This window comes from Streptomyces sp. Je 1-332, assembly GCF_040730185.1.
GTDB lineage: Bacteria > Actinomycetota > Actinomycetes > Streptomycetales > Streptomycetaceae > Streptomyces.
Genome location: NZ_CP160402.1, coordinates 320,088 through 333,524, shown reverse-complemented (window position 1 = coordinate 333,524; position 13,437 = coordinate 320,088). Strand labels below are relative to the sequence as shown.

At 68.8% G+C, this 13,437-nt stretch carries 12 protein-coding genes; 4 read left to right on the top strand and 8 right to left on the bottom strand.

The features are described from left to right. Nucleotides 1–25 precede the first annotated feature (25 nt). The 3 genes from ABXJ52_RS01635 to ABXJ52_RS01625 all read right to left on the bottom strand — a co-directional run bounded on the left by ABXJ52_RS01635 (nucleotide 26) and on the right by ABXJ52_RS01625 (nucleotide 2,672). Nucleotides 26–466, bottom strand: a complete 441-nt coding sequence (locus ABXJ52_RS01635; protein ID WP_367038705.1) for an SRPBCC family protein — start codon at nucleotides 464–466, stop codon at nucleotides 26–28. Continuing rightward, nucleotides 454–1,296: an RNA polymerase sigma factor SigJ gene (gene sigJ / locus ABXJ52_RS01630; protein ID WP_367048744.1), complete on the bottom strand. Its 843-nt coding sequence runs from the start codon at nucleotides 1,294–1,296 to the stop codon at nucleotides 454–456. Before sigJ ends, ABXJ52_RS01635 begins: the two co-directional genes overlap by 13 nt. 206 nt (nucleotides 1,297–1,502) lie before the next feature. After that, nucleotides 1,503–2,672 carry an acyltransferase gene (locus tag ABXJ52_RS01625; protein WP_367038704.1) on the bottom strand — a complete coding sequence of 390 codons (1,170 nt, stop codon included), beginning with the start codon at nucleotides 2,670–2,672 and terminating at the stop codon, nucleotides 1,503–1,505. A 216-nt stretch (nucleotides 2,673–2,888) separates the two neighbouring features. Here ABXJ52_RS01625 and ABXJ52_RS01620 point away from each other — a divergent pair, with 216 nt between their 5' ends. Together ABXJ52_RS01620 and ABXJ52_RS01615 are read left to right on the top strand one after the other, a co-directional pair. Next, a complete protein-coding gene (locus tag ABXJ52_RS01620; protein ID WP_367038702.1) occupies nucleotides 2,889–4,145 on the top strand; it encodes a glycosyltransferase in 1,257 nt (418 codons plus the stop codon). 116 nt (nucleotides 4,146–4,261) lie between these two features. Next, nucleotides 4,262–5,065, top strand: coding sequence for an MBL fold metallo-hydrolase (locus ABXJ52_RS01615; protein WP_367038701.1), 804 nt, complete (start codon nucleotides 4,262–4,264; stop codon nucleotides 5,063–5,065). Between the two features lie 67 nt (nucleotides 5,066–5,132). On the opposite strand, the gene ABXJ52_RS01610 is transcribed toward ABXJ52_RS01615, so the two are convergent. From ABXJ52_RS01610 to ABXJ52_RS01595, 4 genes are all read right to left on the bottom strand, one after another. Then, on the bottom strand, nucleotides 5,133–6,191 hold the full coding sequence (locus tag ABXJ52_RS01610; RefSeq protein WP_367038699.1) for a vWA domain-containing protein: 1,059 nt from the start codon (nucleotides 6,189–6,191) through the stop codon (nucleotides 5,133–5,135). Between the two features lie 149 nt (nucleotides 6,192–6,340). Then, nucleotides 6,341–6,613, bottom strand: a complete 273-nt coding sequence (locus ABXJ52_RS01605) for a hypothetical protein (protein ID WP_367038696.1) — start codon at nucleotides 6,611–6,613, stop codon at nucleotides 6,341–6,343. 66 nt (nucleotides 6,614–6,679) lie between these two features. Beyond that, nucleotides 6,680–8,227: a glycine betaine/L-proline transporter ProP gene (gene proP, locus ABXJ52_RS01600; RefSeq protein WP_367038693.1), complete on the bottom strand. Its 1,548-nt coding sequence runs from the start codon at nucleotides 8,225–8,227 to the stop codon at nucleotides 6,680–6,682. Between the two features lie 219 nt (nucleotides 8,228–8,446). Continuing rightward, nucleotides 8,447–10,267, bottom strand: a complete 1,821-nt coding sequence (locus ABXJ52_RS01595; RefSeq protein WP_367038690.1) for an NAD(P)/FAD-dependent oxidoreductase — start codon at nucleotides 10,265–10,267, stop codon at nucleotides 8,447–8,449. A gap of 314 nt (nucleotides 10,268–10,581) precedes the next feature. Between ABXJ52_RS01595 and ABXJ52_RS01590 the strand changes: the two genes are divergently transcribed. Both ABXJ52_RS01590 and ABXJ52_RS01585 read left to right on the top strand, forming a co-directional pair. Continuing rightward, nucleotides 10,582–11,670, top strand: coding sequence for an SDR family oxidoreductase (locus ABXJ52_RS01590; RefSeq protein ID WP_367038686.1), 1,089 nt, complete (start codon nucleotides 10,582–10,584; stop codon nucleotides 11,668–11,670). Between the two features lie 109 nt (nucleotides 11,671–11,779). Then, nucleotides 11,780–12,838: an SMP-30/gluconolactonase/LRE family protein gene (locus ABXJ52_RS01585; RefSeq protein WP_367038684.1), complete on the top strand. Its 1,059-nt coding sequence runs from the start codon at nucleotides 11,780–11,782 to the stop codon at nucleotides 12,836–12,838. A gap of 3 nt (nucleotides 12,839–12,841) precedes the next feature. Here ABXJ52_RS01585 and ABXJ52_RS01580 read toward each other — a convergent pair whose 3' ends face one another. Continuing rightward, the gene (locus ABXJ52_RS01580) at nucleotides 12,842–13,432 is read right to left on the bottom strand and encodes a helix-turn-helix domain-containing protein (RefSeq protein ID WP_367038682.1); all 591 of its coding nucleotides are present in this window, start codon (nucleotides 13,430–13,432) and stop codon (nucleotides 12,842–12,844) included. Between the last annotated feature and the right edge of the window lie 5 nt (nucleotides 13,433–13,437).

The window sequence follows — 13,437 nt, the reverse complement described above, 5'->3', positions numbered from 1 at the left end:
CCGTCGCTCGACAGCCGGCGGCCCCTCATCTCAGGGCGGTGTCGGCGGCGTCGAGGATGCTCCCGAAGCTACGGGTGATCATCGGTCGTACGAGGTGCCGTGTGAGGAAGCCGCCGACGAGCGGGGCCCGCATTTCGGCGCGCGTGGTCCAGTTGACCAGAGTGCCGCCCTCGGTCTCGGTGAACGTCATGCGCCCGAGTTCGTGCCGGGACGGCGGGACGCTGCGGTCGACGACGTACTCCGTGGCATAGGGCGGGTCGTAGTGGGTGATGCGTTCGCGCAGCCATCCGATCAGCCAGAGGTGACTGCGGACAGCGCCGACCCCGTAGGGCGCGGTCTCACCGTGGCGGGTGAGGCGGCAGCGCAGGACAAGGGGCGAGCGCGTGTAGTTGGTCGTCGTGGTGAGCCAGGCGAATACGTCGTCGATCGGGGCGTGGATGGTGCGCTCGACGGTCATGGTTTCCACGGCTGGTGTTCTCCTCGGTCGAGTGGGCGCACCGTCCGGGCGCGGTGCAGCTTGTCGGGGTTGCGCATGGCGTAGAGGCCGGTGATCCGTCCGTCGTGGATCTCGAACGCGAGCAGCCAGCCCAGTTCGCCGTCGGTGACGCAGAGCGCCGCGGGCATGCTGTTGTAAACGGCGTGCTCGATGCGGGTCGCCGGGGTGATGCTGGTGCGCGCCACGCCGAGGGTGAAGCGGACGACTTCGTCGCGGCCGGTGACGGGGCGACGGGCGGCGGACGCCTTCCCGCCTCCGTCGGAGATCTCCACGACATCGGGCGCCAGCAGGTCCATCAGACCCTGGATCTCACCGGTGGTCGCGGCGAGCAGGAACCGCCGGACGACGGCTCGCGTGGCATCGGAGTCGGGCTCGAAGCGGCGGCGGCGTGCGTGGACGTGCTTGCGCGCGCGGTGGGCGATCTGCCGGACGGTGACCTCGGTCCTGCCGACCGAGGCCGCGATCTCGCCGTGGGTGTAGCCGAACACGTCGTGCAGCACGAACACCGCGCGCTCGGTCGGGTTGAGCGTCTCCAGGACGAGCATCATGGCCATCGACACGGACTCGGCCAGGACCGCGTCGTCGTTCACCTCGGGCGCGGTGCGGATCGGTTCGGGCAGCCACGGGCCGACGTAGTCCTCGCGCCGTGCCTTGACCGCGCGGAGGTGATTGAGAGCCTGCCGGGTCACGACGCGGACCAGGTAGGCGCGCGGATGTTCGACTGACGTCCGGTCGACTCGGCTCCATCGCAGGTAACTCTCCTGCAGCACGTCCTCGGCGTCGGCGGCGCTGCCCAGCATCTCGTAGGCGATGGTGAACAGCAGCGGACGGTGCTCGGTGAAGACGTCTTCAGCGTTGAGTGGCGCGACCACACCCGGCTCCTCTCTTCGGACGCCCATCGAGACACCTCGATCCGACGAACCGTGACAGTCTGCTGCCGTGATCCACGCCACATCGCGGGATGGGAATGGTCAATTCCCACGGGAGAACGGTCCTGGTCCTGCGGCTATCTCGGCGAGACGACCGCGGCCTTGGGAGCAGGGGGGAGTGCGGTGGGCTCGGGTGGGGCTGTGAGGAGGTAGGCGCGGCGCCATCGGAGGAACGGTCGTTCGATGCCGTTGAACGTGACCACGGCCGCCGCCAAGGTGAGGGGCAGAACTGCCGCCGCCGCGGTGAGGAAGGCATCCACCACCGGCCGTCCGGTCAGCTCGAACCACCAGCGGCGGGAGATGATCGCGGTGACGACCATGTAGTGGAGCAGATAGACGGAGAAGCTCATCTCGCCGACCTTGGCGATGCCTCTCGACACGATCCCCGTCGAGGAGACCGTGGCCACATAGGCCAGCACCACCAGGGCCCACAGAGCCCCCTCGACGTCGACCCAGAGCAGGCGTGTGGCGTGCCGTTCGTGGAAGGCATGGGATTGGTTGAACGCCCAGATGGCGCCCACGGCCAGGGCTGTCGCGACGCCGACCTTCAGCAATCCCCGGAACCGTTCCCGGTGGTGCACGAAGAACCAGGCGGCCACCATGCCCAGCAGGAACTGGTCGATCCTGCCCGCGAGGCTGTAGTAGAGCATCGAGTTCACGCTGATGCTGCCGGCGGCCGAGGCCCACACCAGGGCCCGGAGCACGGCAACGGCGGCCAGGAGCTTGCACAGAGCCACCGGGCCGCGCTTGGTGAGAAGCCTGCTGAACAGCGGGAACAGCAGATAGAACTGCAACTCGACCGCGATGGCCCACCACATGCTCGACACGGCCCCCAGGTTCAGGGACCCGGGCAGATTTCCCAGACCGATCAGGGACTGGAGAACCGGCAGCAGGCCCGCGCCCTGCTTGTGTGCGCCGATGCCCAGGATGATCAAGGCGATGTAGAGCGGGAAGATCCGCAGCACGCGGTTGCCCAGGAACCGGCCGTAGTGGACGTCTTTGCCCAGCGTGCCGATGGTGAAGATGAATCCGGAGAGAACCATGAAGAGAGCCACCCCGGAATGGCCTTCAATGACCAGGGTGGCCAGGGGGTTCTCCGAATACAGCCAGCCGTGCGAGTCGCTGTTCGGGATCTCCCTGAGAAACGGGGAGATCATGTGCGTACCGTGGCAGAGGAGCACCAGCACGGCAGCGTAGGCACGCAAGTGGTCCACGGACACGAGGTACTGCCGGTTGCTGCTGCGCATGAAGGGACGACAGCACTGCGTGAGCGGCCGATGTGGTTCATGCGGACGAGCCCCTCCATATTGCCGGATAATTTCACTCATCCGAGGGGGCCCTACGGCTCGCAACCTTCGGTCGGTCCTGTCGTTGGCATGACGAGTGGCCCCATTTCCGCAATTGTCTGTTGTGCTGGGGCCTTGGCGACTCCTACGGAGTGCGGCTACGGGAGCTACGGCACCTTGCACATCTCATTTCTCATCCACAATTCCTACGGTTTCGGTGGCACGATCCGCACCACCATCAATCTCGCCAACGCGCTTGTCGAGCAGCATGATGTGGAGATCGTCTCGGTCTATCGGCACAGGGATTCGCCCGTTTTCCCGCTGCATCCTCAGATCCGCATTCGGCACCTCGTCGATCTGAGGCAGGGGACCCCGGGATACGAGGGGGACCTGCCCGAGGCTCGCAAGCCCGCTGCTGTCTTCCCCCGGAGCGAGACGCAGTACCCGCACTACAGCGCGCTGACCGACCAGCGGATCGCTCATCACCTGAGCACGCTGACGAGCGACGTCGTCGTGGGCACCCGACCGGGGCTGAACACCCATATCTGTCTGCAGGCCAGGCGCGGGCCGCTGCGCGTGGGTCAAGAGCACCTGACATTCCACAACCACCCGCGACCGCTGCGGCGGGCATTGCGTCGGCTCTACCCACGCCTTGACATGCTGACGACCACGACCGCAGCCGACGCGGATGTCTATCGCCGGCGGATGACACTTCCGGGCGTGCGAATCGAAGCATTCCCCAACCCTGTTCCGGCGCCACTGAGCGCCCCGCCGGATATCCGGGACAAAGCAGTCGTCGCTGCCGGGAGACTCGTACCCACCAAACGCTACGACCTCCTCATCCGAGCATTCGACAGAGTCCGTGCCGACCGCCCCGACTGGGTCCTGCGTATCTTCGGCCCAGGAATCGGTGGCGGCCACGGAACGCAACTCCAGCGGCTCATCGAGGAATTGGGCCTGGAAAAGCATGCCTTCCTCATGGGCGCTGTTTCGCCCCTGGAAACCGAGTGGCTCAAGGCGGGCCTCGCCGCGAGCGCTTCGGACCATGAGTCCTTCGGCATGACGATCGTTGAAGCGATGCGGTGCGGTGTACCCGTTGTGTCCACCGACTGCCCCCTGGGACCGAGAGAGATCATCTCCGATGGCGTTGACGGGCGTCTCGTGCCCATGGGTGATGAAGAGGTCCTCGCCCAGAACCTCCTGGAGCTCATCAACAGTGATGAGCTCCGTCGACGGATGGCCGACGCGGCTCGCCTTTCCTCGGCGCGGTACGAACCGGCTCTCATCGCGGACCGCTTCGCCGATGCCTGCGCCCGACTCGCGAACCGGCGTGGCACGGGCGGGGCGATGAAAGCCGTCGCGCACCAGAGCCGAGGCTCATTGATCGGGGTGGCCTACGGCGTCAAGGACGCGGTGAGACGGAGATTCAAGTGAAGCCGAGGCTCAACTGACGCACGGAGCCCAGGGATTGGCCCGGCGTCGGCCGGCTGCCGGATCACGCGGTTCGCCCGCCCGGTCGTGGCTCGGCCGCCGGTGGCATCATCTGCGGGATGTCCCCTTCCCTTCAGGTAGGCCCGTACACCGTCATCGCGCTCGCCGACGGCGCAGGCCCCTTCTTCTCCCCCAGGGCGGAGGCGTTCCCCGGCGCCACCACCGAGCAGTGGTCGGCGGCCGACCGGTTCGATCCCGGCGCGCTCGACGCCGAAGGGCGCTGGCGGCTCCAGTTCCGCGCGTTCGCGATCCGCAGCGATCGGGGTGTGACCCTGATCGACGCGGGGATCGGTCCGGCCGACGGCCCGGCTGCCTCGTGGGCGCCTGTGCCCGGAGCCCTCCCGGCCTCGCTGGCCTCCGCGGGCATCGAACCATCCGACGTGGACACCGTGGTGCTCACGCACCTCCACACCGACCACGTGGGCTGGGCCGTCGTCGGCGGCGAGCAGGCGCGGCCGTTCTTCCCGAACGCCGAATACCTGTTGCAGCAAGCCGAGTTCGATGCGATCGAAGAGGTCAACCCGCAGCTGCGGTCCACTGTGATCGACCCGCTCCGGAAGACCGATCAGCTACGGCTGCTCGACGGCGACACCCCGTTGCGCGGCGGCGAGCGCGCGTTCGCCACGCCCGGTCACACGCCAGGGCATCAGAGTGTGCTCATCGCGTCCGGGCGCGAGCAGGTCGCCGTCACTGGAGACCTGCTCGTGCACGCGATCCAGCTCCTGCACCCCAAACTCGCCTACGCCCACGAGATGGACCCCGAGCAGGCACGGGCGTCAAGGGAACGGGTGCTCCACGACGGGGCCGCCGACACCCTGCACCTCGCGACCCCACACCTGACCGAGCCGTTCATCACCCGCTGACCCGCTGACCCGCTGACCCGCTGACCCGCTGACCCGTCGACCCACCCGGCGCCGCCGCCGGGGCATTTCAGAGCATGATGAGCAGACGTGTCTTCGGCTTGAGTTTCCTGTTCACCGAACGACTCTGTACATAGACCTCCAGCTTGGGATTGTTCCCCGCCTTCACCGAGACGGTCCCTTGAATGCCCGAACCGAACAGAAGGCTGCGCGCCGCGTCGCCCGTATAAGCGCGGTCGGTGTCCTTCTCGACCACTATGACTTCCTTGTTGGGCTGCACCTGCGCCCGCGCGCCCAACTGGTAGTAACAGGCGCCGCGTTCGTATGCCACACCGGGATGCGAATCGACGAAGGGGCGGATCTCGACTTCCTTGTCGACCTTCAGGAGGCGGTACCTGTCGGCCGGAATCGGTTCGAGATTCGCCCGCACCTCGTCGATCGATATGTCCTGGCCGACGGCGAACAGGTTCTTCGTGCCGCGTACGCCCTTCTCCCGGGCGCGGAGGAAGCTGGTGGCGGCGGCGCGCACGGTGCCGATGGCCTCCTCGACACCCTCCTGCGAGTCCGCGTCCCAGATGGCTATGTTCCCTGCCGGGAAGCCGTAGTTCTGCGCTGTGCGCTTGGCCAGGGAGTTCGGCACCAGGATGGCGGAGGTCCAGTGGCCGGGGAGCCCGCCCATCTTCGCCGCGATCCTGTCGAGCCAGGGGCCGAGGATCGCCATGTCGCCGTCGTGTCGTCTGTCACCGCCGGAGGCGTTCTCCTCGCCGTCCGTCACCACGATCTGCAGGAAGCTGTGCTCGCCGTACTCCTCCCAGATGTGTCCCAGGTCGTCCAGGGATTTCAGCGAAGCTTCGATGAGGGCCGTGGCTCCGTTGTTGACTTGGTAGAGCCCTCGCATGGAAGGGAGATGCTTCACGTCCATGTCCCAGACGAGGTTCTCCACCCTGTGGTCGAAGGAATAGAGGCTGATCCGGGTTTCATGACCGAGGCTGTCCGACTCGGCCTTCAAACCCGCCACGAACTCGTCCACGACGCGGATGAGTTGACTCTGATGCGGACGCATGGAACCCGAACAGTCCACTACCAGCGCGACGTGATTCACCTTGTGCTGAATCCTGTTGGCGGACATGCTTCTGCTCCTTCTCCAAGGCTGCTGCCCGAGCTGTTCCCCGAGTGATTTCCACTCTATGGGGAGGCACTGACAACGGCCTTGACGCACCATCACCGCCCGCCGGGGACCTTCGAGGCGACGGCCGAAAGCGAGGAGCGGTCACGCCGTCACAGGTGGCGCGGCGGATTGTTGCGGATGGCCGAGCGGCGGGCCCACAGCGCGCAGCCGAGCAGCACGAGGCCGGCGAAGCAGTACACCCACGCGTTGGTGGCCCCCCTGGCCGCGCCGACGCCCCAGGCCAGCGACCAGACGGCGAGCAGGACGCACAGGGCGGTCCACGCCAGCGTCCACATCTGGTTGCGCGCCGCGAGGCGTTGCGGAGTGCCCCGTTCCATCTCGCCGAGGCCGGGCGAGTCGCGATGCTCATCATGAGTCGTCATACGTGACCGAATGCCCCCGACCCTGTGAGCGAACCACCCTCATGCCGCACCCCGAAAGGTCACACGTCAGTCTTTGCGCTTGCGCGCTTTCGTGGAGTCGTCGCGGCCGCCGCCGCGTGGATGCCACAACCGCAGCCACACGTCACGTGCGTGCCGCCCCGCCTCCGAGCGGCTGCGCGCCACCATCTCGCGGGCCTCGTCGTGCGTCTCGACCATGGGGCCGGAGCCACGCAGCGGCCGCCCTGCCGTCTCGTGCAGGAAGAACGTCGAGACCAGGCCGATCGCTCCGGCCACCATCAAGTAGAAGGCCGGCACCAGGGTGTTGCCGGTCTTCTCGACCAGGAAGGAAGCGAGCAAGGGGGTGGTGCCGCCGAAGAGCGAGACCGAGATGTTGTACGCGATCGACAGCGCGCCGTACCGCAGACGCGTGGGGAACAGCGCAGGCAGAGTCGCCGCCGCCGTCCCGGCGAAGCAGACCAGGAGCAGGCCGAGGATGGCACAGCCGAACGCGGGCAGGAGGATGCCGCCCTCCCGGATCAACAGGAACGCCGGGATGGCGAGCGCGATCAGCGCGATGCTGCCGCCCATGAACATCGGGCGTCTGCCCCACCGGTCGGAACTGCGGCCCACGGTGGTGATGGCGAGAGCGACGAGCAGCATGGTGCCAAGCACCAGCAACTGAGCCGTCGTGTCGCTCTCGCCCAAGGTCACCGTCATGAACGTGGGGAGATACGACGTCACCATGTAGTTCGTGACGTTGTAGAGCAGCACAAGTCCCATGCAGATCAGCACCGCCTGCCAGTGGCGGGTGAAGATCTCCTTGAGCCGTCCCTTGCCGGACTGGCGAGCCTGCTCGACGGGATCGTCCTCCCCACGCTCGGACACGGTCTCCCGCTCCGCCGCGGCAGAGGCAGCCTCCTGCTGGAAAGCGGGCGTCTCCTCCAGCTTCAGCCGCATGTAGAGGCCAATGAGCCCGAGCGGACCGGCGATGAAGAACGGAATGCGCCAGCCCCAGCTCTCCAGGCCGTCCGTCCCGAGGGTGAGCGTCAGGACCGTCACGAGACCCGAGCCCAGCGAGTAGCCCACGAAGGTGCCGAAGTCGAGCCAGCTGCCCAGGAAGCCGCGCCGCTGATCGGGGGCGTACTCGGCGATGTAGGTGGTGGCGCCGGCGTACTCGCCGCCGGTGGAGAAACCCTGCACCAGGCGGCAGACGAGGAGCAGCAACGGCGCGGCGAACCCGATGGAGGCGTACGAGGGCAGCAGGCCGACGGCGAACGTGCTCGCCGCCATCATGATCATGGTGGCGGCGAGCACCTTCTGCCGTCCGATGCGGTCACCGAGCGGCCCGAACACGAGCCCGCCCAGCGGTCGGACGAGAAAGGCCGCGGCGAAGGTGGCAAACGTGGCGACGACCTGGGCCCCGGGCGAGCTGGACGGAAAGAAGACCTTGCCGATGGTGCCCGCCAAATAGGCGTAGACCCCGAAGTCGAACCACTCCATGGTGTTCCCGAGTGCGGCGGCCGTCACCGCGCGCCGCACCTTGGGGCGATCCGAGACCATCACGTCCTCGGCGCTGAGCGACTTCTTGCGGCGTCGCAGCAGGGTGCGCGCCATCCGGTCGGTCTCCGACCGCGAGGCACGCGTCGACTCCGCCTCCTGCCTCCGGGGGCGCCGGGGCGTTCTGTGCGGAAGGCCTTTCACCATGGAGCTTTTCTCCTCTTGCCTGAGAAAAAGCTGTGTCGCCGCAAAATTAGGCTGATCAAGACAGACCGGCAAACGCAGAGAAGACCGGCGAAAGCAGAGAAGAGCGGCGAACGCGGAGAACCAGAAGAATCAGGCCGAGGTGGCAGCCTGGGTCCGGCCCCGGAGAGCCTCGCCCATGTTCTCCTCGCGCCAGCGGCGGAGCAGCTCATGGAAGGCCACCGCGCCGTGCGGGTAGGCCGTGGGGCCGTTCGGGCGGCCGCGTCCCTCGCCGTTGTAGTAGCCGGGAGTGCACTCGGCGTGGAACCACGCGTGGTCGGGGGCACCCTGCGCGCACACGTCGATCCACGCGTCCTCGGCCGCGGGGGAGGGCTCCACGACGGCGCCTTTCTCCTCCGCGGCGGCGACAAGGGCCGCGGCGTGCACGGCCTGCTCGTCCAGGATGTGGGTGAAGTTCACGCTGCTGGCGTTCTGCAGTGGGCCCATCCGGATCAGGTTCGGGAATCCGTTGATGGTGAAACCGTGCAAAGTGCGCGGTCCTCGCTGCTTCAGCGACTCCAGGAGCTGCACGCCGTCGCGGCCGGTCACGGGCAGCTTTCCGGAGGTGACGCCGGAAAGGCCGACGGAGAATCCGGTGGCGAACACCAGGCAGTCGACCTCGTACTCCACTGCGCCCACGACGACTCCGTGCTCGGTCATGCGCTCTATGCCGTGGCTGTCGGCCGTGTCCACGAGGGTGACGTTGTCCCGGTTGAAGGCGGGCAGGTACTTGTCGGAGAACGTGGGGCGCTTGCACGCGTACCGGTACCAGGGCGTGAGGGCCGCGGCGGTCGCGGCATCGGTGACCTCGGCGGCCACGCGGGCACGGATCTGGTTCATCGTGGCGTGGTCGGCGACCTCGTAGGCGGCCTCGAAGTCCGGCTCGCCATGGCGTCGGAAGCTCGGCAGGAGCTTTTCGAGCAGCCCGGCCGACTCCGTCCAGCGATCGCCGACCAGGTCCTGTTCGGCGTCTTCCCCGGAGCAGATGCGCAGGAAGTTCTCGCGGCGCTCGGCAGCCCAGCCCGCCCGGTCCGCGCCGACCTGCCGCGGTGTCATGCGCCGCTGTCCGCGCACGTCCACGGCCGAGGGGGTGCGCTGGAAGACGTAGAGGTGACCGGCGTCCTCGGCCAGCATCGGGATGACCTGCACGCCGGTGGCGCCGGTGCCGACGACGCCGACCCGCTTGCCCGCCAGACCCGTCATGCCGCCTTCGGGACTGCCGCCGGTGTACGCGTAGTCCCAGCGCGAGGTGTGGAAGGTGTGGCCCCGGTAGTCCTCGGTGCCGGGGATGCCGGGCAGCTTCGGTTCCGACAGCGTGCCGGTCGCGGTGATGACGTAGGTGGCCCGGAACTCGTCGCCCCGATCCGTGGCGACCATCCATTGCTCCGCCGTCTCGTCCCAGGTCAGTGAGGTGACGGCGGTGGAGAACAGGGCGTGCTCGTACAGCCCGAACTGCTCGGCTATGCGCACCGCGTGCCGGCGGATCTCCTCGCCCGGGGCGTACTTCCACTCGGGTACGTAGCCGGTCTCGTCCAGGAGCGGCAGGTAGACGTGCGACTCGACGTCGCAGTGGATGCCGGGGTAGCGGTTCCAGTACCACGTGCCGCCGAAGTCGCCGCCCTGCTCGATGACACGCACCTTCGCCACGCCCTGCCTGCGCAGACGCGCGCCCGCCAGGATCCCGCCGAACCCGCCGCCCACGACGGCGACGTCCACCGCGTCGTGCAGCGGCTCGCGCTGCGCCACATCGCCGGTGTACGGGTCGGCGGCGAAGTAGCCGAACTCCGCTTCCGCGGGCCGGTATTGGCTTGTTCCCTCGGGGCGTACGCGACGCTCCCGCTCGAAGCGGTAGCGCTCGCGCAGGGCGAAGATCTCCTGCGGGGTGGGCTGAGCGGCGCATTGCGGCAGGGGCATGGTGCGGGTCCTCTCGTGGAGCTCGTGGGGGGCCTTGTGGGGGAGGTGCGTCGGGCGCCGCGCGGGCGTGATCGGTGCCCTCGCCGGGGCGCCCCGAGCGGTCACAGGTACCGTAACCCAAGAACCGGACAGTGTTGTCCGGTTGGGGTCGGTCCACCCTCGTCCACCCACGGCCCGCCCCAGCGCCACGACTTGACCCCCGCGACGCGATGACGTGGGGGCGACTCGACGAGGCACGACCACGACCACGACCGGACAACAGCGCGACAACGGCACGACCACGACCGGACTACGACCGACTCGAAAGGCCCGCGATGTCGAACATCACCCCCGCCTCCCCGCTGCGGGACTGGCTGGCGCAACCCACCGCCGGACAGGTCCTGCGTGGTTTCCTCGCCTCCCAGGGGCAGAGCGAGGAGGCTCTCGCGCCCGCCCTCGGCCTGCCGCTTGAGCAACTGGTGCAGATGTCCGGCGGGAAGTTCCCTCCGGAGTTGGTGGACGCCTTGGTCACCGCTGCCGAGACGGGGCAGCTCCCCGACGGCGTACCGACGGTTCCGGCGTCCGGTCCCGCCCCTGCGTCCGGTCCCGCCCCCGCCGTCGGCGCCGCGAAGTCCGCACCCGGCATCGAGATAGCCACCCCCGATCCGTGGACCGAGCAGGTCACGCCCGGCCGCTTCGGCGGGCAGAGCGTCGTCGTCACCGGAGCCGCGTCCGGCATCGGCAGGGCCGTCGCCAGCCGCATCGTGCGCGAGGGCGGTCGCGTCGTCGCCGTCGACGTCTCCGCTGATGGCCTCGACGACCTGGCCTGCGACCTCGGCGAGGCGCTCGTACCCGTCACCGCGGACATCACCGAACCCGCGTCCGCCGACGCGGTCCTGGCCGCGGCGGCCGGTCGCGTGCACGCCCTGGCGAACGTCGCGGGTGTGATGGACGACGACGCTGCAGTGCACGAGGTCGACGACACGACCTGGGCACGCGTCCTTCGTATCAACGTCGAAGGACCGATGCGCCTGATGCGCGCCGTCGTGCCCGGCATGCTCGCCGCGGGCGGCGGCCGGATCGTCAACGTCGTCTCCGAGGCGGCCCTGCGCGGCTCGGCGGCCGGCGCCGCCTACACGACATCGAAGCACGCACTGGTCGGCCTGACCGTGTCCTCGGCCTATCAGTACGCGGGAACAGGCGTACAGGTCAACGCCGTTGCCCCCGGCGCGGTCGCCACCGGGATCACGATGCCTGCCCCCGCGCCGTACGGCTCGTCCCGCACGGCGAAGATGCGCGTGGCGATCCCACGGCTCGCGGTGGCCGAGGAACTGGCGGCCTCGATCACGTTCCTGCTCAGCAGGGACGCGGTGAACATCAACGGCGCCATCCTGCCCTCCGACGGCGGCTGGTCGGCCGCCTGACCGCCCACCGCTGCCCGCGGCCACCCTCTCCCGCCCGGCCCGGCGCATCCCGTCCATTTCCACACGTCCGGGCGGCAGCCCGGACGACAGGAAGGAGCACCCCCACCACATGACCGCCTCCCGAACATCCCACCGCCGCCCCCGCGCCGCCCTGGCAGCTCTGGCCGCAGGTGGCCTGCTGGCCCTCGCCGGATGCGGCACGCAGACCTCCGCCGCCCAGACCTCCGCCGCCCCGGCCTCACGCCCCGCACCGTCGAGCGAGGGCAGGACCATCCGCGCCACCGAGGTCGCGCACGTGACCGACCCGCACGAGGCCACCGGAAGGACCCTGCTGGAGGGGCCGGTCCTGGACGAGAACGGCGACCTGTACCTCGTGGACGTCACCGCGCCGCCCGGCGAACCCAAGCTCATGTCCGTCGACCTGACCACCGGAAAGCACCGGGGCGTCTACACCGACAAGACCGGTGCCTACACCTCGGCGCAGATCAGCCCGTACGACGGACGCCTCTACCTCACCGACTACACCGGATCCGTCGTCAGCATCGAGCCGGACGGCTCGGACCCGCGCACGTTCTTCTCAGGCGAGGTCGACGGCTCCACGATGAACCTCGACGACATCGCCTTCGACGACGAGGGCAACCTCTATGTCAGCGACCTGCACGGCATGGAGCCGGGCAAGGCGGAGGGCCGCATCGTGCGCATCGACCGGGACGGGGGAAGGACCACAGTCCTGGCCGACGGGCTCGCCCACCCCAACGGGGTGGGGTTCGACCCCGGGCTGCGCGGCCTGTGGATCAGTGAACTCGCCGAGAACACCGTCTCCTACCTGTTGCTCGACGCCGACAGAACCACCGTGACGTCGCAGCACGAGGCCATTCACGTCGACGCGGGCGTGGCCCAGACCGACTCCATAGCCGTGGATGCCGACGGCAACGTCTACCAGGCGCTGCACGGCCGACCGGCCATGGCCGTCTACAGCCGCGACGGTGAACGGCTTGCCACCGTCGAAGTGCCCGCCAAGGCCGCGAAGGGCCTTGAGCCGGCGACCAACGTCGCCATCACGCCGGGCGGCACGAAGGCCTACATGACCGTGAGCGGTCCGGACGGCGGGTACGTCTTCCGGTTCACCGCGCTCGGCGAGGGAATTCGCCAGTCCAACGGCGGCTGACGGTCACACGTCCACAGTGGTCTCGACGGACCGCATCGGCCCCACCTCGACGCCGAGCAGGCGCCAGGCCGCCAGAGCGCGGTGCTCCCGCTCGGCCGGGGTGGGCCCGCTGACGGCGCCGGAGACCATCGCGACAGCGAGCATGGCGTCGTCGGCGGTCAGCCGATGGCCCACGGGCAGGCATCGGGAGAGGACGCCGTGGACCCGCGCCGCCAGCGCCCTGGCCTGTTCGCCGTCGCCCCGTGCCCCGCGAATGCGCAACAGGTCGACGAACGCCGTCGAGCGGGTCAGATGCCAGGTGACCACGCCCAGGACGCTCGCCAGGCTCGCGTCGGGTTCGTCGGCTGCCTGCTCGATCTGCCGGACGTTCTCGTCGAGGACGGCGGAGGCCAGCGCGACCCGGTCGGCGAAGTGCCGGTAGAGGCTGCCCTGCCCCACACCCGCCCGCCGCGCGACGGCCGAAAGCGGCGCGTCGAGGCCCTGCTCGGCGAAGACTTCACGGGCGGCCGTGATGAGGGCGGCGCGATTGCGCGCCGCGACCCGCCGCCCCTGGTTGGCCGGGCGCGGGCCTCGGGGGGCGGTTGGGTTCGTCACGCTCG